General features: G+C 38.4%; 15 protein-coding genes and 1 tRNA gene. All 16 read left to right on the top strand.

The genetic code is table 11. The features are described 5' to 3' along the window. Window positions 1-234: 234 nt before the first annotated feature. The 16 genes from BMX24_RS20810 to rpoC all read left to right on the top strand — a co-directional run bounded on the left by BMX24_RS20810 (window position 235) and on the right by rpoC (window position 25007). On the top strand, window positions 235-1476 hold the full coding sequence (locus BMX24_RS20810) for a TolC family protein (RefSeq protein ID WP_089796349.1): 1242 nt from the start codon (window positions 235-237) through the stop codon (window positions 1474-1476). Between the two features lie 2 nt (window positions 1477-1478). Continuing rightward, complete coding sequence (locus BMX24_RS20805) at window positions 1479-2564, top strand: efflux RND transporter periplasmic adaptor subunit (protein WP_089796347.1); 1086 nt, start codon at window positions 1479-1481, stop codon at window positions 2562-2564. A 195-nt stretch (window positions 2565-2759) separates the two neighbouring features. Further along, entirely contained in the window at window positions 2760-5858 is a 3099-nt protein-coding gene (locus tag BMX24_RS20800; protein ID WP_089796345.1) for an efflux RND transporter permease subunit, read from the top strand. A 257-nt stretch (window positions 5859-6115) separates the two neighbouring features. Beyond that, window positions 6116-7303, top strand: coding sequence for an elongation factor Tu (gene tuf, locus BMX24_RS20790; RefSeq protein ID WP_089796341.1), 1188 nt, complete (start codon window positions 6116-6118; stop codon window positions 7301-7303). 58 nt (window positions 7304-7361) lie between these two features. Further along, window positions 7362-7432 (top strand) — tRNA-Trp (locus BMX24_RS20785). A gap of 12 nt (window positions 7433-7444) precedes the next feature. After that, a complete protein-coding gene (gene secE / locus BMX24_RS20780; protein WP_029295580.1) occupies window positions 7445-7651 on the top strand; it encodes a preprotein translocase subunit SecE in 207 nt (68 codons plus the stop codon). A 22-nt stretch (window positions 7652-7673) separates the two neighbouring features. Next, entirely contained in the window at window positions 7674-8216 is a 543-nt protein-coding gene (gene nusG / locus BMX24_RS20775) for a transcription termination/antitermination protein NusG (protein ID WP_089796339.1), read from the top strand. Window positions 8217-8629: 413 nt separating this feature from the next. After that, a complete protein-coding gene (locus BMX24_RS20770; protein WP_139176918.1) occupies window positions 8630-9460 on the top strand; it encodes a hypothetical protein in 831 nt (276 codons plus the stop codon). A gap of 250 nt (window positions 9461-9710) precedes the next feature. Then, window positions 9711-10154, top strand: a complete 444-nt coding sequence (gene rplK, locus BMX24_RS20765) for a 50S ribosomal protein L11 (protein ID WP_089796334.1) — start codon at window positions 9711-9713, stop codon at window positions 10152-10154. Between the two features lie 11 nt (window positions 10155-10165). Further along, on the top strand, window positions 10166-10858 hold the full coding sequence (rplA, locus tag BMX24_RS20760; RefSeq protein ID WP_089796331.1) for a 50S ribosomal protein L1: 693 nt from the start codon (window positions 10166-10168) through the stop codon (window positions 10856-10858). Window positions 10859-10876: 18 nt separating this feature from the next. Further along, on the top strand, window positions 10877-11470 hold the full coding sequence (rplJ, locus tag BMX24_RS20755; protein WP_089796329.1) for a 50S ribosomal protein L10: 594 nt from the start codon (window positions 10877-10879) through the stop codon (window positions 11468-11470). A gap of 46 nt (window positions 11471-11516) precedes the next feature. After that, entirely contained in the window at window positions 11517-11885 is a 369-nt protein-coding gene (rplL, locus tag BMX24_RS20750) for a 50S ribosomal protein L7/L12 (protein ID WP_089796327.1), read from the top strand. Between the two features lie 541 nt (window positions 11886-12426). Further along, complete coding sequence (locus BMX24_RS20745) at window positions 12427-13635, top strand: hypothetical protein (protein WP_089796325.1); 1209 nt, start codon at window positions 12427-12429, stop codon at window positions 13633-13635. 39 nt (window positions 13636-13674) lie between these two features. Next, window positions 13675-16263, top strand: coding sequence for a T9SS type A sorting domain-containing protein (locus BMX24_RS20740; RefSeq protein WP_089796324.1), 2589 nt, complete (start codon window positions 13675-13677; stop codon window positions 16261-16263). 575 nt (window positions 16264-16838) lie between these two features. Further along, window positions 16839-20660, top strand: a complete 3822-nt coding sequence (gene rpoB, locus BMX24_RS20735; RefSeq protein WP_089796322.1) for a DNA-directed RNA polymerase subunit beta — start codon at window positions 16839-16841, stop codon at window positions 20658-20660. An 81-nt stretch (window positions 20661-20741) separates the two neighbouring features. Next, window positions 20742-25007, top strand: a complete 4266-nt coding sequence (rpoC, locus tag BMX24_RS20730) for a DNA-directed RNA polymerase subunit beta' (protein WP_089796320.1) — start codon at window positions 20742-20744, stop codon at window positions 25005-25007. Window positions 25008-25031: the final 24 nt, after the last annotated feature.

Raw genomic sequence — 25031 nt, 5'->3', positions numbered from 1 at the left:
TAATTTTAAACATAAAATTCAAACAGTTTTGTATTAGGACTGTCATCCTGAGCGCGCAGCAGTCGAAGGATTTATATATGAATAAGGCTTCGAGAGCCTCAGCCTGACAAATTGTATTCCATTTGTCAATCAATGACTTACAAATCCATAACCCCAAATTTAATTTTTTTTTAAGCCTCATTTAAGGTCGTTTTAATAGCAGAAAGGCAACTTTGTATCATAAAAATCAATAAAATGAACAAAATTGCAGGGCTGTTTATTGTCATTTCCTCATTCATGACAGCACAGCAGCAAATGACGCTTTTGGATTGCGAAGAAGCTTTCCAGAAGAATAATTTACAACTGCTTGCCGAACAGTACAACATCAACATGGCTGATGCAGATATTTTGCAGGCTAAAATCTGGGAACTTCCGCAACTGAGCGGGCAAATCAACGCGTACAATCCTGAAGACCGAAAATTTTTTGATATCGGCCATGCAAAAGGTGCGCAAATCACCCAATTGATCTACATGGGAGGCAAAAAGAAAAACGAAATTGCCTTTGCAAAATCCAGTAAAGAACTGGCTCAGCTTCAGTTTTCTCAACTTTTGGTGGATTTGAAAGCTCAGCTCCATACTACCTACTACAATCTTTATTACGAAAAATTAAAACTCGAAAATACCGAAAAACAATTGGGCTACATGAACGATCTTTTGGCGGCTTATAAAGTACAGGCTGCGAAAGGAAATGTTTCCCTGAAAGATGAAGTGAGACTTCAAAGTATCGTGATCCAATTGAATAACGACAAGCTCGGAATTAATAAAAATATTATTGAATTTGAACAAAATTTAAAAATTCTTACAGGAATTACAGACGACATCGAGCCGCAGCTTTCAGACGCTGATGCGAAAAATATTCTTGCTGCTCAGCCTTTTGGTGACGAAACGGAATTGCAGAGAAAAGCATTGGAAAATAATGCAGACTATCAATATAATTTAAAATTAATTGACAACAGCAAGCTGTACGCACAATGGCAAAAATCATTAAATGTTCCTGATCTGAATGTCGGAGCAGGGTGGGACCAAAACGGGGGAACTTTTAAAAATGAAGTGAATCTGATGGTCGGAATTCCGCTGCCATTATGGAAATCGAATAGGGGAAATGTGGATAAAGCTAATTTCGCGATTCAGCAAAACCAGAAAAATGCAGATTTCCAGAAATTAAATCTTGAAACTAAAGTTCAGGCCGCTTACAAAACCTGGAAAAACCAGTACGACCAGTTAACGGGAATCACATTAACAGATCTTAATAATATGGATCTGGTCTACAACGGAATGCTGAAAAATTTCAGAAACGGAAACGTAAGTCTCATCGAATTTACAGATTTCATGGAAAGCTACCGGCAGACCGCTCTTCAGATTTATGACATGAAAAACGAAATCATGCAGTCGGCGGAACAATTGAATCAACTAGTACAAACGAAAATCTTCTATTAAACATGAAAAAATATATAGTCTTAGTAATGGTGGCTTTGTCCGTTTTATCCTGTTCAAAAAAAGAGGAAAAGACAAAACCACAGGCAAAAAAAGGTTTCGAACTGAGTAATACAATGCTTCAGTCTATTTCTTTGGCGAAAGTTGAGAAAAAATATATAGAAGACAATTATAATTTTTACGGGAAAATCTCGGCAGATAAAAACAGCTATATCGATGTTTATCCGTTGGTTGGGGGAAATGTGTTAAGCGTCAACGTGGAATTAGGAGATCATGTGACGAAAGGACAGGTATTGGCGACCATCAGAAGTACGGAGTTGGCGGAAGTTCAGAAAGATGTAAGCGATGCAAAAACGGATTTGGTTGTTGCACAAAACAACCTTCGTGTCGCTAAGGAGATGTATGAAGGAAAACTGAACACCGAAAGAGAGGTATTGGAAGCCAAAAGTCAACTTCAAAAAGCGCAGGACCAAATGCAGAGAGCCAATGCGGTGAGTACGGTTTACAATGTAAAGAAAGGGAACATTTACAGCGTAGTAGCTCCAATCAGCGGGTACATCGTTCAAAAAAACATCAATAAGGATATGCAGCTGAGAAGCGACCGGAGCGATAATATTTTTGATGTTGCCAATACGAGTAACGTTTGGGCCATCATGAATGTCAACGAATCGGATATTGATAAAATCAGCCTTGGAATGAAAGCCCAGGTGTCCACATTATCTTATCCCGACAAGTTTTTTGATGGTAAAATTGATAAAATTTTTAAAATCATCGATCCCGAAACCAACGCCATGCAGGCAAGGGTAGTTTTGGATAACCAGAACGGATTACTGATTCCGGACAGTAAAGCTACCATCAAAGTAACAAGCTCTGAGAATGCAATGGCCTTAACAGTTCCTTCCAAAGCCGTCATTTTTGATGATAACAGAAGTTTTGTAGTGGTTTATAAATCCAGAACGGATGTTAAGGTAAAAGAAATTAAAGTGTTGAAACAAGTCGGAGATATCACTTACGTTTCCGAAGGTTTGTCTGAAGGAGAAGAGGTGATCACGAATAATCAGTTATTGATCTACCGCTCTTTGAATAGTTAATTTTATTTTAAATAGTAAGCTTCGGTTTAATTGTTAAAATCAATTATGCAGAATAGTTAATACGGTTTTGTCAGGCTGAGGTTCTCGAAGCCTTTAAAGTTTAATGTATAAATCCTTCGACTGCTTCGCGCTCAGGATGACACGTCAGAATTAACGATTGTTTCTTTTATCTTAAAAATCATCAAAAAATCCATCATGAATAAATTCATTAAAAATATAATTGCCTTTTCATTAAAAAACAAAGCATTTACCTTTATTTGGGTGGCTATTTTGGCGGTCTCGGGATTCATAAGCTTCAAAAATATGCCCATTGAAGCCTTTCCGGATGTTACCAATACCCAGATCGTCATTATTACCCAATGGAACGGGCGAAGTGCGGAAGAAGTCGAACGGTTTGTAACGACGCCTATCGAATTGGCAATGAGTCCGGTTCAGAAGAAAACCAGTGTGAGAAGTACCACGATGTTTGGGCTTTCCATTGTGAAAATTCTTTTTGATGATGGGGTGGATGATACTTTTGCCAGAAATCAGGTGAATAACCAATTAAGAACAGTAAGCCTTCCTGATGATGTAGATCCGGAAGTACAGCCACCTTACGGACCGACCGGTGAGATTTTCCGTTATACTTTGCAGAGCAAGACAAAAGATTCCCGTGAATTATTAACCTTACAAAACTGGGTGATCGACCGCGCATTGAGAGGCGTTCCGGGAGTTGCAGACATCAATGTTTTCGGTGGTCAGGACAAAGTGTTTGAGTTAAGCATTGATCCGAGAGCTTTAGATAAATACAATCTGACGCCGCTTCAAGTCTATGATGCAGTGACGAAAAGTAATTTGAATGTCGGTGGCGATGTTATCGAAAAAAATGGACAGGCATATGTTGTTCGCGGAATCGGTTTGGTAAAATCAATTAATGATATTGGAAATATTACGATACAAAATGACAGCGGAAACCCTGTTTTGGTTAAAAATGTTGCGGAAGTTCATGAAAGTTCGATGCCTAGAGTAGGACAGGCCGGATTGAACAATCAGGAAGATACGGTGGAAGGAATTGTCGTGATGAGAAAAGGTGAAAATCCACGTGAGGTTTTGGTAGGAGTAAAAGCAAAAATTAAAGAGCTTAATGAAAAAATCCTCCCGAAAGATGTAAAAATGGTCACTTTCTACGATCGCGACAACCTGATGGATTTTACGACGCACACCGTCATGCACAATCTTATTGAAGGAATTGTGTTGGTGACAGTCATCGTTTTGATCTTCATGGCAGACTGGAGAACGACTTTAATAGTTTCCATTATCATTCCGTTATCCTTATTGTTTGCTTTTTTATGTCTGAAACTGGCGGGAATGAGTGCAAATTTACTGTCACTCGGCGCAGTAGACTTTGGGATTATCATCGATGGCGCCGTCGTCATGGTGGAAGGTCTTTTCGTAATGCTCGATCATAAAGCCCATCAATATGGTGAAGAAAAATTCAACAAAATGGCAAAAGGAGGATGGATCAAACAGACCGGGACAGGTTTAGGGAAAGCTATTTTCTTTTCAAAATTAATTATCATCACTTCATTAATACCAATTTTCTCATTCCAGAAAGTGGAAGGAAAAATGTTTTCACCGCTGGCTTTCACCTTAGGTTTTGCTTTAATGGGGGCTCTGATTTTCACTTTGACATTAGTTCCCGTTCTTTCCCATATTCTTTTAAATAAAAATGTTAAAGAAAAAAACAATCCGTTTGTGAGTTTCTGGGATAGAATTGTATTAAAAGGCTTCAACTATACTTTTAAACATAAAAAAATGAGTTTAATTGTTGCTATTTCATTCCTGGCGGTGACCTTATTCTCAGGAAAATTTTTAGGAACAGAATTTTTACCTCAATTAAATGAAGGTTCACTCTGGATCACTGCAGAAATGCCGATGAGCTCATCATTAAAAGAATCATTAAAAACAGCAGACCTTTTAAAGAAAGACATCATGAGCTTCCCGGAAGTCACGGATGTTCTCGCACAGACCGGAAGAAGCAACGACGGAACCGACCCGAATGGTTTTGGATTTGTGCAGTTTGCCGTTAATCTCAAACCCAAAGAAGATTGGAAACGGAAGATTACTTATGAAGAATTAATTGAAGAAATAGATAAAAAACTGAGAAATTATCAGGGAATCACATTCAACTATTCCCAACCGATTTCAGACAACGTTGCCGAAGCAGTCGCTGGTTTTAAAGCTGAAAATGGAATAAAAATTTATGGTGACAATCTTGAAACATTAGACAGATTAGCGGAAGAAGTTTTAAAACAAATTAAAGATATTCAGGGAGTTAAAGATGCGGGGATTATCAAAAATATTGGTCAGCCAGAGGTAAGCGTGGTGTTGGACAGAGATAAAATGGCGGCGTACGGTGTAATGCCCGATGATGCGCAATCTGTTCTGGAAATGGCTTTTGGAGGGAAAACAGCTTCAGAAATGTTCGACGGCGAAAGGAAATTTCCTATCCGTCTCCGATATTCACAAGAGTACAGAAAAGACGAAAATGATATTGCGGCATTGATGGTTCCTACGCAGGACGGCTCAAAAATTCCGTTGAAGGAGATCAGCAACATTGTTAAAGATAATGGAGCGGCTTTCATTTACCGGGATGATATTAAAAGGTATATCGGGATAAAATTCTCGATTCGTGACCGTGACTTGGGAAGTACGATTGCGGATGCACAAAAAGCCGTCTCAAAAATTGAGCTTCCGGATGGATATTCAGTCGGATGGACAGGCCAGTTTGAAAACCAGCAAAGAGCTTCCAAAAGATTGGCGCAGGTCGTTCCGATCAGTATTTTAGGAATTTTCTTCCTTTTGTTTATCCTTTTCGGAAACATGAAAGATTCTCTTCTGGTGTTGGCCAATGTTCCGTTTGCATTGATCGGGGGGATCATTGCGCTTCATGTTACAGGAATCAATTTCGGGATCTCGGCCGGAGTAGGGATGATTGCCCTCCTCGGAATCTGTATCCAGAATGGGGTCATTCTCATCACAGAATTTCATCAGAATGTCAAAAACGGGCTCAGTTTAGACGATGCCATTTTACAGGGTGTTAAATCAAGAACACGTCCGGTAATTATGACGGCATTGATGGCCTCCATCGGGTTAATGCCCGCCGCATTATCTACGGGAATCGGATCAGAATCTCAAAAACCGCTGGCCATTGTAATTATCGGAGGACTGATCACTGCAACGGTTTTAACATTGCTCATTTTCCCGATCATTTTCTGGATCTTCAACAGGACCAAAAAATCGCTCCAAATTTAATCATTCTTTCATTTATATTATATTAAGTGAGCCTGAAACGAATTGTGTTTCAGGCTTTTTCATAAAAGGTTTTACAAACATTTTTTCAATCGAGAATTTTGTGTAAATTTGCAGTCTCAATACATTGAAATATAAGGTTTGTACTTCATTGGATTTGAATATTAAAACTTTTTTAAAGAAAAAGGTTTTGGTATTTAAAAATTCATTATATTTGCACACCGAAAATTTGAAAAACAATAAATAAATAATTTTAAATCATGGCAAAGGAAACGTTTAATCGTAACAAACCACACTTGAACATTGGTACTATTGGTCACGTTGACCATGGTAAAACTACTCTTACTGCTGCAATTAGTAGCGTATTAGCTAATAAGGGTCTTGCTGAGAAAAAAGATTTCTCTTCTATTGACTCTGCTCCAGAAGAAAAAGAAAGAGGTATCACTATTAATACAGCTCACATCGAATACGAAACTGAAAACAGACACTATGCTCACGTTGACTGTCCAGGTCACGCCGACTATGTAAAAAACATGGTTACTGGTGCTGCTCAGATGGATGGAGCGATCTTAGTATGTGCTGCAACTGATGGACCAATGCCTCAAACTAGAGAGCACATCCTACTTTGCCGTCAGGTAAACGTGCCAAGAATTGTTGTTTTCATGAACAAAGTTGACATGGTGGATGATGCTGAGCTTTTAGAGCTTGTTGAATTAGAACTTAGAGATTTATTATCTACTTACGAATATGACGGAGATAACTCTCCAGTAATCCAGGGATCTGCTCTTGGTGCTCTTAACGGAGACGAGAAGTGGGTGAAAACTGTAGAAGAATTAATGGATGCTGTTGATACTTGGATCGAGCAACCAGTAAGAGATCAGGATAAGCCATTCTTGATGCCAATCGAAGACGTATTCTCTATTACAGGTAGAGGTACTGTAGCAACTGGTAGAATCGAAGCTGGTGTTATCAACACAGGGGATCCTGTTGATATCGTTGGTATGGGTGATGAAAAATTAACTTCTACAATTACAGGGGTTGAGATGTTCAGAAAAATCCTAGACAGAGGTGAAGCTGGTGATAACGTAGGTCTATTGTTGAGAGGTATTGAAAAAACTGACATCAAGAGAGGTATGGTTATCGCTAAGAAAGATTCTGTTAAACCACACAAAAAATTCAAAGCTGAGGTTTATATCCTTTCTAAAGAAGAAGGTGGACGTCACACTCCATTCCACAACAAATACCGTCCTCAGTTCTACGTAAGAACTACTGACGTTACAGGTGAGATCTTCTTACCAGAAGGTGTAGAAATGGTAATGCCTGGTGATAACTTAACAATCACTGTAGAATTGTTACAACCAATCGCTCTTAACGACGGTCTTAGATTCGCGATCAGAGAAGGAGGTAGAACAGTAGGTGCTGGTCAGGTTACTGAAATCTTAGATTAATAATCTTAAAATACAAAAAGCTTCCGTAAGGAACTTCTTTACGGAGCTTTTTTTAACTACGGGCATCGTCCAATGGTAGGATACCGGTCTCCAAAACCGTTGATCAGGGTTCGAATCCTTGTGCCCGTGCAAATAACAATTATGAGTTCATTTATCGATTTTTTAAAAGGTTCTTATAACGAATTCAGACATAAAGTTGAATGGCCAAAGTGGTCTGATCTGCAATCTTCTACAATCGTAGTTACTATTGCAACAGTGATCTTGGCATTATTTACCTTTGGAGTTGACGAATTGTTTTCTAAAGCAATCAGCAACATAATAGGAATGCTTATCAACTTGTTCAATTAATAATAAAAGTATTTTCCCAATAATGAGCGAATTGAAATGGTATGTGCTGAAAGCAATCAGCGGACAGGAAAATAAAGTGAAAAACTATATTGAGACAGAAATCAAACGTCTAGGGTTTGAGCAGTACGTTACTCAAGTGGTTATTCCTATGGAAAAGGTTATTCAGATTAGAAACGGTAAAAAAGTTCCTAAAGAAAGACCTTACTACCCTGGTTACCTTATGATTGAAGCTGACCTTATGGGAGAAATTCCTCACATTATTAAGAATATTCCGGGAGTTATTTCTTTCTTAAGTTTAACAAAAGGAGGAGATCCTGTTCCAATGAGAAAGTCTGAAGTAAACAGAATGCTCGGAAGAATGGATGAACTTTCAGAATTTGCAAGCGACGTTGAAATCCCTTACATTGTAGGTGAAAACGTTAAAGTAATCGACGGTCCGTTCAACGGATTCAACGGTACAGTAGAGAAAATTCTTGAAGATAAAAAGAAAATTGAAGTTTCTGTATTGATCTTCGGTAGAAAAACTCCAATGGAACTTAGCTATATGCAGGTTGAAAAAGTTTAAATTGAAATTATTAAAATATATAAAGACTGCTTTTTAAGCGGTCTTTTTTTGTATTTATACCTTGTATTTACCTTTTTCCTTCAGTGTAACTACGTTTAATCTCATTAAATTATTCATTGATATTTCTATTTGAAAGGAAATTTTTCAGATTGTTTAGATTTATCAACATTTGAAAAATATTCTTTATTTGTTTCATTTTCTTATTCATATTCTTGTGATAAATAAGAATAAATAAATTGTTAACTTTTGTATGATTGTTTTGTTTAATTATATTAATTAATTAGAATTAACCTATGTAAAATATTGAGTAATATTTATTTAAGTTTTTTTGATTAAGTTTTTGATAGTTATATATTTATCGCAATTTAAATCAATAAGGGATGAATAAAAAATTATTTTCAATTATTTCAATTATGTTAGCAAATATTGTATTTGCACAGGTAGGTATTAATACAACTAATCCTCAAGGAATATTCCATATCGATGGAGGCAGGGATAATCCGATTTCAGGACCGCCCACACCTGTTCAGCAGTCAAATGACTTTACGGTAGTGGCGACTTCAGGAGTTGGTCAGGGAACCTTATCAGTTGGAGTTGGAACCACGAATCCTACGGAGCGTATTGATATAGCCAATGGAAATGTTAGAATTAGAGATATTAATAATTTGACAGGAGTAGGGTCAGACAGACTATTGGTTGCCGACAGTAATGGTGTACTTAAAGTTGCGGGAGGAGAAGCTTTTTCAGTTTTAAATTCTGGGAACAGGATTTTGAATGCTACGAACGGACCAACCTTAACTGCAGCTAATGATTGGAATAATAATGAATTTACTACTTTGACATTGGACGAGCAATATGATGCAATGAATGCCTATAATCCTACGACAGGAGAGTTTTTGGTTCCTCAGGACGGGTTATACTTTATGTATGGTGTTTGCGGATTTAATACTCCGGCTAATGGTTCTGGTACTTTTGACGGTACTTCGGGAGATGCCTTCACAGCTCTGGTTGTGGATGGTGGACGTGTTTCTACGGCTCATAATGTAATATATAAAGGAACAAAAAATCCGGGAATGACGGCCAACTTATTTTTTTTGGTAACAAATTCTACTTTATGGCTGAAAGCCGGGCAAAAAGTGACATTGCAATTTCTAACATACGGAACTAGTAATATGGTGGATTCGCTCAGTGACCTGAAAATAGACAAAGCATCATCAAAGTTCATTATTAACAAAATTTTATAGTAGGTTACAATTTTTTTTTCAAAATGTGTGTCCTCCCTTATCTGCTTTATAGATAGGGGAGGCTTTTTTTGAATTAAAAAAAAATATTTTTTCTAAAACTTTCTAAAAATCAAGCGTATCCGTTTGCTATTTCAAAAATATTTTATACTTTTGCAATCCGAAAAGTAGGTTTATCTAAGGTGAGAATAGATAACCTGCTGAATAATAATGCTTCCAAACTCATTAATTATTCAAATTTAAAAAACAAACAATGGCTAAAAAAGTCTTTAAAATGGTAAAACTTCAGGTGAAAGGTGGCGCTGCCAACCCTTCTCCACCAGTAGGTCCAGCTTTGGGTTCTGCAGGTGTGAACATCATGGAGTTTTGTAAGCAATTTAACGGGAGAACCCAAGATAAGCCAGGTCAAGTTTTGCCTGTAGTAATTACAGTATACGAAGACAAATCTTTTGAATTCGTTATTAAAACTCCACCTGCAGCAATCCAACTTATGGATGCGGCTAAGATCAAAGGAGGTTCCGGAGAACCAAACAGAAATAAAGTAGGTTCTGTATCTTGGGATCAGGTAAAGAAAATCGCTGAAGATAAAATGGCAGACCTTAACTGCTTTACAATGGATTCAGCTCTTTCTATGGTTGCGGGTACTGCAAGATCTATGGGATTAAGAGTAACAGGAACTAAACCAACTAACGCTTAAAACTTATTGAAATGGCAAAATTAACTAAAAAGCAAAAGGAAGCTTTAAGCAAAGTAGAAAAAGGTAGAATTTATAACCTTGCAGAAGGTTCTGCTCTTGTAAAAGAGGTAAACACTGCAAAGTTTGATGCTTCTGTAGATATCGCTGTAAGATTAGGTGTAGATCCAAGAAAAGCAAACCAAATGGTAAGAGGTGTTGTATCTCTTCCTCACGGTACTGGTAAAGACGTAAAAGTATTAGCTCTTGTAACTCCAGATAAAGAAGCTGAAGCTAAAGCTGCTGGTGCAGACTATGTAGGTCTTGACGAGTATTTAGATAAAATCAAAAACGGATGGACAGACGTTGACGTTATCGTTACTATGCCTGCTGTAATGGGTAAATTAGGACCTTTGGGTAGAGTTTTAGGACCAAGAGGTTTAATGCCAAACCCTAAGTCAGGAACTGTAACTATGGAAGTAGGAAAAGCTGTTTCTGAAGTGAAGTCTGGTAAGATTGATTTCAAAGTAGACAAATACGGAATTATCCACGCGGGTATCGGTAAAGTATCTTTCGATGCTGATAAATTGAGAGAAAATGCTCAGGAATTAATCCAGACATTGATCAAAATGAAGCCGACTGCTGCTAAAGGAACTTATGTGAAAAGTATCTACTTGTCTTCTACAATGAGCCCAGGTATTGCAATCGATACTAAATCTGTTAACTAATATTAAATCCTTAAGACAATGACAAAAGACCAAAAAGTTGTAGCAATACAAGAGATCAAAGATTTGCTTCAGGATGCAAAAGTAGTTTACGTAGCAGACCTAGAAGGATTGAACGCCGCTAAATCTTCAGAATTCAGAAGACAGGCTTTCAAACAAAATATCAAAGTAAAAGTTGTAAAAAATACACTTTTACAAAAAGCAATGGAACAAATGGAAGGAGTAGATTACTCTGAAATGTTCCAGACGTTTAAAGGAAACTCTGCATTAATGATTTCTGAGACTGCAAACGGTCCGGCAAAATTAATCCAAGGGTTCAGAAAGAAAGAAGAAAAACCGGCTTTGAAGTCTGCTTTTGTTCAGGAAACTTTCTACGTTGGCGACAATAACCTAGATGCGTTGGCAAACATCAAGTCTAGAGAAGAAATGATCGGTGAAATCATCGGATTACTTCAGTCTCCAATCCAAAGAGTTGTTTCTGCTCTTCAAAACAAACCTGAAACAGTAGAGGCTAAAGCTGAAGAAGCTGCACCTGCTGTGGAAGAAACTCCTGCTGCTGAAGCTCCGGAAGCTCCTGCTGCAGAAAGCACGGAAGAAACTCCAAGTGCTGAATAATTACACTCAAAAAATTAAATAAATAATCAACAAAAACATTACGACAATGTCAGATTTAAAAAATTTAGCTGAAACGCTAGTAAACTTAACAGTAAAAGACGTAAACGAATTAGCTACTATCCTTAAGGATGAGTACGGAATTGAGCCAGCTGCTGCTGCAGTTGTTATGGCTGGTCCTGGTGCAGGTGAAGCTGCTGAAGAAAAGACTGAATTCGACGTAATTCTTAAGTCTGCAGGTGCTTCTAAATTAGCTATCGTTAAATTAGTAAAAGATTTAACTGGTGCTGGTCTTAAAGAAGCTAAAGATATCGTAGACGGTGCTCCAGCTCCAATCAAGACTGGTATATCTAAAGACGAAGCTGAAGCTCTTAAGAAGCAATTAGAAGAAGCTGGTGCTGAAGTAGAATTGAAATAATTCAATTTACCTTACAAATATGAAGCCTGAGCAATTTGCTCAGGCTTTTTTTGTTTTTATCTTTCTCATGACTGTAACTTTTTTTATAGCTGTATTTAGTTATTGTTGAAGTCTGATGATGTGTAATTAATTATTTTTATTAATTTAATAAAATTTAATCATTTTAATGAATTAAAAGTTATGTTTTTATAAGTTTGTTTAATTATTTACTAATGAAATAGTGTTTTAATTAAAATTATACTATATTTGTATTGAAAAAAAGACACAACATTGAGTACAAATTATTTTCTTTCTAAGAGCTATGCTTTCGATCGACTCTGCGGTTTACTTTTAATGATTACGTATGGAAGCGAAAACCTTCCATCTTTAAATTTATTAAAATATCAAGAACTGCTGAAATTGCATAAGCATTTTCAAATGGCTTAGTAATTCTAATGTTTCAACGGATTCGTTTTCGTTCATTCTTTGGGTAGGATGAAGCATTTATTCTTCTGCCTATTTCTAAAAAATACACAAAAAAACAACAAATATCATTAAGCAAATGAAAAACAAATTATTCGGATTCACAGCTCTTGTTTTTACCGGATTTCTGGTGAACGCACAAGTTGGTATTAATACTAATTTAGGACAAGCTACCCTGGATGTGGTCGGATTTCCAACTAACATTGCTAAGCTTGACGGGATTATAGCACCAAGACTTACAGGAAATCAGCTAAGAGCAAAAAACTACACTACGGCTCAAACCGGGGCTTTAGTGTATGTAACCGCCGCGGATACTTCTCCGGCAGGGCAGACAATTAATGTAACGGCTTCGGGATATTACTATTTCGACGGAGCAGTTTGGATACAGTCGACTCCGGCACAGTCTTCAGATTGGAGAACTACGGGAAACTCGGGAAGTATCGGGACAACGACAACTACTGCAGCATTGGGAACTGCAATTTCATCCGGAAACTTTTTAGGAACAACGGATAATCAGAATTTGGTTATTGCTACCAATAATTCCGTAAAAGCAATCCTTGATGTGAACGGAACTTTGAGAGGAGGAAACGCCAATGCTTCAACACCTTATGCTTCCATAACCTGGGGATCGAATAATACATTATCCAACACTACTTCATCAAACGTAGCTTTAGGAAGAGAAAATACAGTAGCAGCGCAGGCTGCCAATTTTCCGGGAGTTGCCATCGGAGCCGGTAATACTGCGGCAAGCGGGGCAAAAGTGATCGGTAACTCAAACTTTGCAACAGGAGCCAATACAGTGGTTTTAGGTAATAATAATGGTACTTCCGGCGCAAATGTAAGTGGAATCAATGTAGGAAATTCAAATGTCAATTCAGGAGGTTTTGCCTTCGGAACAGGGAATAATGTTTCCACCAATAATTATGCTTTCGGAAATGCCAACACAGCAAGCGGTGCCGCAGGAGCAATTGCTTTTGGTTTGAGTGCTAGTGCAACGATTGCCAATCAAACGGTGTACGCCAATACAGCTCACGCTTTTTCAGGGCAGGGCGCCATTGGAACGGCAATTACTGATGTGGGAATCAATATGACTCCAAGTGCGACCAATATTCCGGATTTGGAAGTGAGTAAAGGTATTTTAATAAAACCGGCAACAGCCAATCCTCCAACTTCAACAGACTGCAACGCCAGCAACGAAGGAACCATCGTCTATGGTAAAACAGGAACTACAGGCAACTTCTATGGCTGTAAAATTTCAGCGGGAGTCTATGCTTGGCAGCAGCTTTAAAAACAACACAAACTCTAACATAAAAAAAACAATAAGAAAATGACAAAAAAATTATTCGGGAAAATTACGGCTTTGCTGATGCTTTTGGCAATGTCTGTGGTGGCTTTCGGACAAGGGTACACACCGATTCGTGGGATGGGTGTGGAAGCAAAACCTGTCAACGGAAGCGGAATTTGTCTTGCCTGCTACAACGGCAGCATGAATCCTGTTATCGATGCCAATCTTGATAACAGCGTAAGCATGGGAAGTTTTGCTACATTGGTAAGCGGAAACGGAATTTCTGTGAAAAATACAAATACAACTTATCCAGCCGGTTTCATTACGGGGTTTAATGTAGATTTAGGAACAAGCGTAATTACTGCAAGTTTTTTAAGCAATTTAAGGATCAGTACCTATAAAGCGGGAGTTCTTCAGGAAAGTTCAAACAGCTCGACTTTATTGTCGGTTCCGGCTTTCGGAGGTACAAAAACAAGAATCTTTTTACATTTTAAAACAACCAAAGCTTTTGACGAAGTAAGATTGTATCAGGTAAATGTACTTTCTGTATTCAGTGCTTTGAATATTTATTATGCTTTTGCCTTTGATCCCAACAAAGTTCCTGTTGACAATAACGGAATTTGTGACGATATCATCGCCGGAAGCGGGGTAGATGGAAATGTTTCGGGAAGCAGCAGTTTTCTGGCACCGCTTTCTTATGTCAATAACAGAGAAAAAATTGGAGACGGCGATAAAAATTCATACGGATCAATCGTTTTGCCAGCCGGATTATTAGGGTCTTATTCCGTTGGTGTTTTGGATAAAAACCAGGTGTATCCTGCCGGAAACAAAGCTGGTTTTGTCATTGAACCCGACGATCAGGGCAAATTATTAAGCGCAGAATTTTTGAAAAATATTACTATTGAAACCTATTTATTCGGGCAGCTGCAAGATTCTAAAAACTTATCTGATGGAGGGGGACTGATTAATATTAAAGTATTAAGATTTGGTTCCAACAAACAAAAAATTTCCCTTACGACGACTAAACCTTTTAATGAAGTTAGATTAAAAGTCACTCAAACAATTGGAGTAAACTTCGGTTCTTTGAAAGTTTTCTACGCATTTGAAGAGCCGCAGGGCTGTGATTGCAACGAATATATTCAGACTTCCGGAACTTCCAGATTGGGCGATATTGTTCCGGGAGCATCATGGACGGGCGCTTCAGGAACACTGTTCGGATTAACGAATATTACCAATACAGGAAATGTGGTGGATACAAACACTTCAAATTTTTCTACGGTAAATTTTTCTCCCATTAATCTTTTAATTCCGACGGTAAGATTAACGGTAAAAAGCAACACAGGAGATTATCCTGCGGGAACTTTCGGAGGTTTTACCTTAACGAAAAGCGCTAATTTATTCACCATTAATGCTTTAGACTATATCACCATTACTTTCTATAAAGGCACGACAGCCACAGAATCCCGAACTGCCGGCGGATTATTCAGCGGGCAGTTCATTACTTCGGCTTCCAATCAGTTTTATGTAGGCTTTATGGCTACAAAACCGTTTGACAGAATGAAAATTGAGATCAATCCCGGAATCGGAATTACACTGGCTCAGCAATATTACATTTATAATGCTTTTGTTCAGTTGGATGATGATCAGGATGGCGTTCCGAATTGCAACGATCAATGCCCGAATGGAAATGACAGTATTGATAATAATGGAAATGGTATTCCGGATTGCGCTGAAGGCTGTTCTGCAGTCAACGACAAATCTCCGATTTTAGATGGCGACGGAGACGGAATCGCTGATGCATGCGACGGAGACTCTGATAATGACGGAATTCCTGATGCGTTGGAAGATTTGAACGGTAACGGAAAATTTGAAGATGATGATGTGGATGGTGATAAATTAATTGTTGCAGAATTAGGGGACGGCGTTTCAAGTTATCTTGATCTGGATTCTGATAACGACGGAATTTTAGACTTATTCGAATCAGGAATCCCGACTTCTGTGATTAATCAGATTGATACGGATCATAATGGAGTGATTGATGCTAATGTAGCCACAGGAAATAACGGAATTGCAGATATTCTGGAAACTTCACCGGATTCAGGAATCATGAAATATCCTTTGAAAAATACAGACGGAGATGATAAACCCGATTTTATAGATTTAAAATCTAACGCTGTTGACTTTGATCTGTATGCCATCGGAAAAGATAATCTGGATGATCTTGGTGGTGGATTCATTTCGAGAATTAACGATGCAGATGCAGATGGTATTCAGGCGGTTGTAGATACCGATCTTGTGAAAAAAGGTTCTCCGGACTCACCACTTTCCCCTTACGCTTCTTTTGCTAAAAACAGCGGATTGATGGCAAAATCAGTTTCCGAATCGGAAGTGAAATCTGTTGTGAATGATATCAAAGTATATCCGAACCCAGTAAAAGCGGGTGAAAACCTGAATATCAAATCAGGCGAAGAAGGAACATATACCATGTTCTCTGCTCAGGGGCAGTTAATCAAATCAGGCAAATTCTCAGGAGATGCTGAAGTAAACACTTCTTCATTGCCGACAGGTATGTATATCATAAAAGTAGAAACAAAAACGACAGTTAAGTCATATAAGGTTATCGTGAAATAATTTTCAAAAGCAGCGTTTCTACTGTTTAGCCATCCGAAAGGGTGGCTTTTTTTGTTTTTTTATTAAATAAGAATAATTTGGATTAATTTTCTTCTATGGAAAACCTTGACAAGGCTGATGAATAACAATAATTTTTATTAATAAAAAATCAAATTCCATCGACAGCAAATTTTAACTTGCTTTAACACGTAATTGCTTCAGAATGAAAGAATTTATTTGTGAATGTGGATAATATTTTGTAAATTTGCAGTCTCTTTTGGCGCGAATAATTGTACATAAATCTGTAAAATATTGAAAATCAACTCTTTCATGTGAAAACTATGAAAGGGATTTTGTGTATATAGATGTTATGGCAAATCTCTGCCTCAAAAGTAATAAAAATATTTTGCATTACGCTGTGAAAAGATATACCAGTGTTGCAGTTAGAAAGAGCCAAGTACAGAGTTAAAAGAAGCCCAAGGTCTTTCGTGAAGCGCCAAAAACACTTTTACCTTCTTACTTTTACCTTGTTTCTTGTTCTTTTCTGATATTTTTTTAAAAAACAAAATATTTTTTAACCCTTTCTTAAAAGTTTTATGAGTAAAACAACAGTAACAACTAAGGGAACACCGAGAATTAATTTCTCATCAGCTAAAGGAAAAATTATTACTCCTGACTTCCTGGATATCCAGATCGAGTCTTTTAAAGAGTTTTTCCAGCTTGATACGCTTCCTGAAGACAGAAGAGATGAAGGTCTATACAAGACTTTTCAGGAAAACTTCCCGATTACGGATTCTAGAAACCAGTTTGTACTAGAGTTTTTAGATTACCTGGTAGATTCTCCACGTTATTCAATCGACGAGTGTGTGGAAAGAGGATTGACATATTCAGTTCCTCTAAAAGCAAGACTTAAATTGTATTGTACAGACCCTGAGCACGAGGATTTCCAGACGGTGGTTCAGGATGTATACTTAGGCCCGGTTCCTTACATGACGCCTAGTGGATCTTTCATCATCAATGGTGCTGAGAGAGTTATCGTTACGCAGCTTCACCGTTCACCTGGTGTATTCTTCGGACAAACTTACCACGCAAACGGAACCAAATTGTACTATTCAAGAATTATCCCTTTCAAAGGATCTTGGATGGAATTTACAACAGATATCAACAGCGTAATGTACGCGTATATCGACCGTAAGAAAAAATTACCATTAACTACTTTATTAAGAGCTATCGGTTACGAATCTGATAAGGATATCCTTCAGATCTTCGACCTTGCTGAAGAAGTGAAAGTTTCTAAGGCTGCCCTTAAAAAAGTGGAAGGAAGAACATTGGCTGCGAGAGTATTGAACACTTGGTTCGAGGATTTCGTAGACGAAGATACAGGTGAGGTAGTTTCTATCGAAAGAAACGAGATCATCCTAGACAGAGAAACAATTCTTGAAAAAGAACATTTAGATCTTATTCTTGATGCTGGTGTGAAGTCTATTTTGATTCACAAAGAAAACAGCAACGAATTCTCTATCATCCAGAATACATTACAAAAAGACCCTACCAACTCTGAAAAAGAAGCGGTAGAGTACATCTATCGTCAGTTAAGAAATGCAGATCCACCAGATGAGGAAACCGCAAGAGGAATCATTGAAAAATTATTCTTCTCTGAGCAAAGATATTCTCTTGGTGAAGTTGGACGTTACAGACTAAACAAAAAGTTAGGTCTAAACATCCCGACTACTACTGAGGTTCTTACAAAAGAAGATATCATTGCGATCGTAAGACACTTGATCGAGCTTGTAAATTCTAAAGCTGAGGTTGATGATATCGACCACTTATCAAACAGAAGAATTAAAACTGTTGGTGAGCAATTGGCAGGACAGTTCGGTGTAGGTCTTTCAAGAATTGCAAGAACAATCAAGGAAAGAATGAACGTTAGAGATAACGAAATCTTTACTCCGCTTGATCTTGTTAATGCTAAAACTTTAACATCAGTTATTAACTCGTTCTTTGGTACCAACCAGCTTTCTCAGTTTATGGACCAAACCAACCCGCTTTCAGAAATCACGCATAAGCGTAGACTTTCTGCTCTAGGACCTGGTGGTTTATCAAGAGAAAGAGCAGGTTTCGAGGTTCGAGACGTTCACCATACCCACTACGGAAGAATTTGTCCGATTGAAACTCCGGAAGGACCAAACATCGGTTTGATTTCATCTTTAGGTATTTATGCTAAAATCAACAACTTAGGTTTCATCGAAACTCCATATAGAAAGGTAGATAACGGTAAAATCGATCTTAATGCAGATCCTATCTATTTAAATGCGGAAGACGAAGAAGCTAAGGTAATTGCTCAGGCAAACGTTGAATTGAGCGACAACGGTGAATTCGAAACAGACAGAATTATCGCAAGATTAGATGGTGACTATCCGGTAGTGGAGCCTCAACAGGTTGACCTTATCGACGTTGCACCAAACCAGATTTCCGGTATCTCAGCTTCATTGATTCCTTTCTTGGAGCATGATGATGCGAACCGTGCATTGATGGGATCAAACATGATGCGTCAGGCAGTTCCTCTATTGAAGCCTCAAGCTCCAATCGTAGGTACAGGTCTGGAACAGCAGGTTGCGAAAGATTCAAGAATTTTGATCAATGCTGAAGGTACAGGTACTGTAGAGTATGTAGATGCTGACAGAATTGTAATTAAATATGAAAGAAGTGAAGACGAAGATTTAGTACAATTCGAGTCTGCTACGAAAACATATAACTTGACTAAGTTTAGAAAAACCAACCAAAGTACAACTATTACACTAAGACCAAACGTAAGAGTAGGTGATGTTGTGGAAAAAGGACAGGTACTTTGCGACGGATATGCTACTGAAAACGGAGAATTGGCTCTTGGTAGAAACTTAGTGGTTGCCTTCATGCCTTGGAAAGGATACAACTTCGAGGATGCGATCGTGATCAACGAAAAAGTTGTACGTGAAGACTGGTTTACTTCAATCCACGTAGATGAATATTCTCTTGAGGTTCGTGATACCAAATTAGGTATGGAAGAGCTTACAGCAGATATTCCGAACGTTTCTGAAGAAGCTACTAAAGATCTTGACGAAAACGGTATGATCAGAATCGGTGCTGAAGTGAAGCCTGGAGATATTATGATCGGTAAGATCACTCCAAAAGGTGAATCTGACCCGACTCCTGAAGAAAAACTTCTAAGAGCGATCTTCGGTGACAAGGCCGGTGATGTGAAAGATGCTTCATTGAAAGCGGATTCATCACTAAGAGGTGTTGTGATCGACAAGAAATTGTTCTCAAGAAATATTAAAGATAAAAAGAAAAGAACTGAAGAAAAACTTAAGCTTGAAGAGATTGAAAACACTTACAAGGCTAAGTTTGATGATCTGAGAAACACTTTAATTGAAAAATTAAATACACTGGTAAGCGGTAAAACTTCTCAAGGGGTGAAAAATGACCTTGATGAAGAAATCATCGGTAAAGGTGTGAAGTTCACTCACAAATTATTGACTTCAGTTGAAGATTACGTAAACGTTAGTGGTTCAGACTGGACTGTTGACGCTGATAAAAATGAATTAATCAAACAATTAATTCACAACTACAAAATCAAGTACAACGATATTCAAGGGGTGAAAAACCGTGAGAAATTTGCAATTTCAATCGGGGATGAGCTTCCGGCAGGTATCATGAAGCTGGCTAAAGTTTACATCGCTAAGAAACGTAAACTGAATGTAGGGGATAAAATGGCAGGACGTCACGGTAACAAAGGTATCGTTTCGAGAATCGTTCGTGAAGAAGATATGCCATTCCTGGAAGACGGAACACCGGTAGATATCGTATTGAATCCACTTGGGGTACCTTCTCGTATGAACATCGGACAGATTTATGAAACAGTTCTTGGATGGGCTGGTCAGAAATTAGGGATGACGTTCGCTACACCAATCTTCGATGGAGCAAGCCTTGATCAGATCACTGAATACACAGAGAAAGCAGGTCTTCCTAAATTCGGAAACACTCACCTTTATGATGGTGGTACCGGAGAAAGATTTACTCAGCCGGCTACTGTGGGTGTAATCTATATGCTGAAACTGGGACACATGGTTGATGATAAGATGCACGCACGTTCTATCGGTCCTTACTCATTGATTACTCAGCAGCCGTTAGGAGGTAAAGCTCAGTTCGGAGGGCAGAGATTCGGAGAGATGGAGGTTTGGGCTCTTGAAGCATTCGGGGCATCAAATATCTTGAGAGAAATCCTGACTGTGAAGTCGGATGACGTGATTGGTAGAGCGAAAACTTATGAAGCTATTGCAAAAGGTGAATCTATGCCTGAACCAGGTATTCCGGAATCATTCAATGTATTACTTCACGAGTTACAAGGTCTTGGACTTGACGTAAGACTAGAGGAATAATTTTAAATTTTGAATGTTGAATTTTGAATCATTTCAGAATTTGAATCCGAAGTTTATAATCCAAAATCTAAAATCTAAAAAATGTCAAATAAAAATAAATCAAGTAGATTTAATAAAATAACCATCGGTTTAGCTTCACCGGAATCGATTCTTCAGGAGTCGAGAGGGGAAGTTTTAAAGCCGGAAACTATTAACTACAGAACGCACAAGCCTGAAAGAGACGGGTTGTTCTGTGAGAAAATCTTTGGTCCTGTAAAGGATTACGAATGTGCTTGTGGAAAATACAAGAGAATTCGTTACAAAGGGATCGTTTGTGACCGTTGTGGAGTAGAAGTTACTGAGAAAAAAGTAAGAAGAGAGAGAATCGGGCACATCAACCTTGTTGTTCCAATTGCGCACATTTGGTATTTCCGTTCATTGCCAAACAAAATCGGATACCTTTTAGGAATTCCTTCTAAGAAATTAGACATGATCATCTACTACGAAAGATATGTGGTGATTCAGCAGGGTATTGCTAAAAAATTAGATGGTTCTGATTTTGAACATATGGAATTCTTAACAGAAGAAGAGTACCTTGATATCATGGAAACTCTTCCTGTTGAAAACCAGTATCTTGATGATTCTGATCCAAACAAATTCATCGCCAGAATGGGTGCTGAAGCTGTGGAAGATCTATTAAAAAGAATCGATCTTGATGCATTGTCTTTCGATTTGAGACACAAAGCTCACAACGAAGGTTCAAAACAAAGAAGAACTGAGGCTTTAAAAAGATTGAACGTTGTAGAAGCATTGAGAGGTGCCAATACAAGAATGATCAACAAGCCTGAGTGGATGATCATGCGTGTACTTCCGGTTATACCACCAGAACTAAGACCATTGGTTCCGTTGGATGGTGGACGTTTCGCAACTTCCGATTTGAATGACCTTTATAGAAGAGTAATTATCAGAAACAACCGTTTGAAGAGATTATTGGAGATCAAAGCTCCGGAAGTAATCTTGAGAAACGAGAAGCGTATGCTTCAGGAATCAGTAGATTCATTATTTGATAATACAAGAAAATCTTCTGCCGTAAAATCTGAATCAAACAGACCATTAAAATCACTTTCAGATTCATTGAAAGGTAAGCAAGGTCGTTTCCGTCAGAACTTATTAGGGAAAAGGGTAGACTACTCTGCACGTTCGGTAATTGTTGTAGGTCCAAACTTACAGCTTCACGAGTGTGGTATTCCTAAAGATATGGCTGCGGAATTGTACAAACCGTTTATCATTAGAAAACTAATTGAAAGAGGGATTGTAAAAACAGTAAAATCTGCAAAGAGAATTATTGATAGAAAAGAACCGGTAGTATATGATATCCTAGAAAACGTGATGAAAGGTCACCCTGTTCTACTGAACAGAGCACCTACGCTTCACAGACTGGGGATCCAGGCTTTCCAACCTAAGATGATCGAAGGTAAGGCAATCCAGCTACACCCATTAGTAACAACAGCCTTCAACGCCGATTTCGACGGTGACCAGATGGCGGTACATTTACCGTTAGGTCCTGAAGCGATCCTTGAAGCTCAGTTATTGATGTTAGGTTCTCAAAACATCTTGAACCCTGCAAACGGTTCTCCGATTACGGTACCTTCTCAGGACATGGTTCTTGGTCTTTATTTCATGACTAAAGAAGCAAGCTCTACAGAAGATTACAAAGTAAAAGGTGAAGGCTTGGCATTCTATTCTCCTGAAGAAGCGGAAATCGCTTATGCTGAAGGTAGAGTTTCTTTAAATGCTAAGGTAAGATGTAGACTTCCTGTAAAAGAAGACGGGGAATTAGTAACAAGATTAATTGAAACTTCTGTAGGTAGAATTCTATTCAACCAGATTGTACCTAAGAAAGTAGGATATATTAATGAACTTCTTACGAAGAAATCATTAAGAAACGTTATCGGTAAGATCCTTGCTGAAACAGACTTCCCTACAACTGTGAAGTTCCTGGATGCAATGAAAGACTTAGGTTATTCAAACGCATTCAGAGGAGGTCTTTCGTTCTCATTAGGAGACATCGTGGTTCCTGTTGAGAAAAAGCAAATGATTGCTCAGGCTGTAGAAAATGTAGACGAAATTAGAGCAAACTATAACATGGGTCTTATCACAGACACAGAACGTTATAACCAGGTAATCGACGTTTGGACAAACACCAACGCAGGATTAACTGAGATGATCATGAGCAGAATGAAGTCTGACCAAGGTGGATTCAACTCTGTATATATGATGCTTGACTCTGGAGCGAGGGGTTCTAAGGAACAGATCCGTCAGTTGTCAGGGATGAGAGGGTTGATGGCTAAACCGCAAAAAGCTGGTTCTACCGGTGCGGAGATCATCGAAAACCCGATCGTTGCAAACTTTAAAGAAGGTCTTTCCATCCTTGAGTACTTTATCTCTACCCACGGTGCACGTAAAGGTCTTGCGGATACCGCTCTTAAGACTGCCGATGCAGGTTACTTAACGAGAAGATTGGTAGACGTTGCTCAGGACGTTATCGTTACTGAGGATGATTGTGGTACTTTAAGAGGTACGGAAGTTACTGCCCTTAAGAAAAATGACGAGATCGTTGAAAGAATCTCTGAAAGAATCTTAGGTAGAGTTTCCCTTCATAATATCTATGATCCTGAAAGTGATGAATTAATCATTGAAGCAGATCAGGTAATCATTGAAGCATTTGCCAAGAGAATTGAAGAAGCTGGTCTGGAAGCGGTTGAAGTTCGTTCACCACTTACTTGTGAAGCTAAGAAAGGGATCTGTGCAAAATGTTACGGTAGAAACCTGGCAACAGGTAAAACCATCCACATGGGTGAAGCGGTAGGTGTAATTGCAGCTCAGTCAATTGGGGAACCGGGAACTCAGCTTACGTTGAGAACCTTCCACCAAGGGGGTACTGCAGGTAACGTTTCTGAAAACCCTTCCATTGTTGCAAGAAGAGATGGTATCGTTGAAATGGATGAGGTAAGAACCATTACTTCTGAAGATGAAAATGGTAAAACTGCTGAGGTGGTAGTATCTCGTTCTACGGAATTCAGATTAGTTGCTGACAACGAATCCAGAACTCCATTGATGATTGCCAACGTACCTTACGGATCGATATTAGCTGTAAAACCAGGTGATAAAGTGAAAAAAGGTGATGTTATCTGTAGATGGGATCCGTATAACGCGGTTATCATTGCAGAAACTGCCGGTAAGGTAGAATACGAGGATATCATCCAGGGTATTTCATTCCAGTTGGAAATTGACGAACAGACAGGATTCGAAGAGAAAGTAATCTCTGAATCTAGAAATAAGAAAGCCGTACCTACTCTGAAGGTGGTAGATTCTAAAGGTGTTGAGCAAAAAGCATACAACTTACCGGTAGGAGCCCACTTAATGGTAAACGATGGTGAAAAAATTAAGGCTGGTAAAGTCTTAATCAAAATCCCGAGAAAATCTGCAAAAGCAGGGGATATCACCGGAGGTCTTCCGAGAGTTACCGAATTGTTCGAAGCAAGAAACCCTTCAAACCCGGCGGTTGTTACAGAAATCGATGGGGTAGTTTCTTACGGAAAAATCAAGAGAGGTAACAGAGAACTTATCGTAGAAGCTAAAACTGGGGAAAGAAAAATTTATTTAGTTAAATTATCAAACCAGATCCTTGTTCAGGAGAATGACTTCGTAAGAGCGGGAGCACCACTTTCTGACGGTTCTATCACACCGGAAGATATCTTAAGAATTAAAGGTCCAACTGCTGTTCAGGAATATTTAGTAAACGAAATTCAGGAAGTTTACCGTCTGCAAGGGGTAAAAATCGACGACAAGCACTTCGAAATCATCGTAAGACAGATGATGACCAAAGTATCTATCGTTGACGGAGGTGATACTCAATTCCTTGAAGGAGCTCTTGAGCACAAGTATGATTTCTTGGAAGAGAACAACAGAGTATTCGGTCTTAAAGTAGTTGTTGAGGCTGGAGATTCTAAAATCTTCAAGCCAGGTCAGATGATTACGGCAAGAGAACTGAGAGACGAAAACTCTAAGTTGAAGCGTGAAGACCAAGCTTTAGTAGAAGTAAGAGAAGCTTTACCGGCTACAGCAACGCCTGTACTTCAAGGTATTACAAGAGCCGCTCTTCAAACTAAATCGTTTATGTCTGCCGCATCATTCCAGGAAACAACGAAGGTTCTAAACGAAGCTGCAGTTGCTGGTAAAGTAGACGAACTGAACGGTCTTAAAGAAAACGTAATTGTAGGACACAGAATTCCTGCAGGTACCGGTCTTAAAGAATATCAGAGTGTGATCGTAGGTTCTAAGAAAGAATTCGAAGATCTTAACTAAAATTAATATAAATTTGTTCAAGGT

The organism is Chryseobacterium wanjuense (genome assembly GCF_900111495.1).
GTDB lineage: Bacteria > Bacteroidota > Bacteroidia > Flavobacteriales > Weeksellaceae > Chryseobacterium > Chryseobacterium wanjuense.
The sequence above is the reverse complement of the archived record's forward strand: the minus strand, read 5'-3'. Positions and strand labels throughout refer to the sequence as shown.

Coding starts and splice junctions, on each gene's coding strand:
- BMX24_RS20810 (WP_089796349.1), top strand. CDS start 235: ATGAACAAAATTGCAGGGCTGTTTATTGTCATTTCCTCATTCATGACA.
- BMX24_RS20805 (WP_089796347.1), top strand. CDS start 1,479: ATGAAAAAATATATAGTCTTAGTAATGGTGGCTTTGTCCGTTTTATCC.
- BMX24_RS20800 (WP_089796345.1), top strand. CDS start 2,760: ATGAATAAATTCATTAAAAATATAATTGCCTTTTCATTAAAAAACAAA.
- tuf (WP_089796341.1), top strand. CDS start 6,116: ATGGCAAAGGAAACGTTTAATCGTAACAAACCACACTTGAACATTGGT.
- secE (WP_029295580.1), top strand. CDS start 7,445: ATGAGTTCATTTATCGATTTTTTAAAAGGTTCTTATAACGAATTCAGA.
- nusG (WP_089796339.1), top strand. CDS start 7,674: ATGAGCGAATTGAAATGGTATGTGCTGAAAGCAATCAGCGGACAGGAA.
- BMX24_RS20770 (WP_139176918.1), top strand. CDS start 8,630: ATGTTAGCAAATATTGTATTTGCACAGGTAGGTATTAATACAACTAAT.
- rplK (WP_089796334.1), top strand. CDS start 9,711: ATGGCTAAAAAAGTCTTTAAAATGGTAAAACTTCAGGTGAAAGGTGGC.
- rplA (WP_089796331.1), top strand. CDS start 10,166: ATGGCAAAATTAACTAAAAAGCAAAAGGAAGCTTTAAGCAAAGTAGAA.
- rplJ (WP_089796329.1), top strand. CDS start 10,877: ATGACAAAAGACCAAAAAGTTGTAGCAATACAAGAGATCAAAGATTTG.
- rplL (WP_089796327.1), top strand. CDS start 11,517: ATGTCAGATTTAAAAAATTTAGCTGAAACGCTAGTAAACTTAACAGTA.
- BMX24_RS20745 (WP_089796325.1), top strand. CDS start 12,427: ATGAAAAACAAATTATTCGGATTCACAGCTCTTGTTTTTACCGGATTT.
- BMX24_RS20740 (WP_089796324.1), top strand. CDS start 13,675: ATGACAAAAAAATTATTCGGGAAAATTACGGCTTTGCTGATGCTTTTG.
- rpoB (WP_089796322.1), top strand. CDS start 16,839: ATGAGTAAAACAACAGTAACAACTAAGGGAACACCGAGAATTAATTTC.
- rpoC (WP_089796320.1), top strand. CDS start 20,742: ATGTCAAATAAAAATAAATCAAGTAGATTTAATAAAATAACCATCGGT.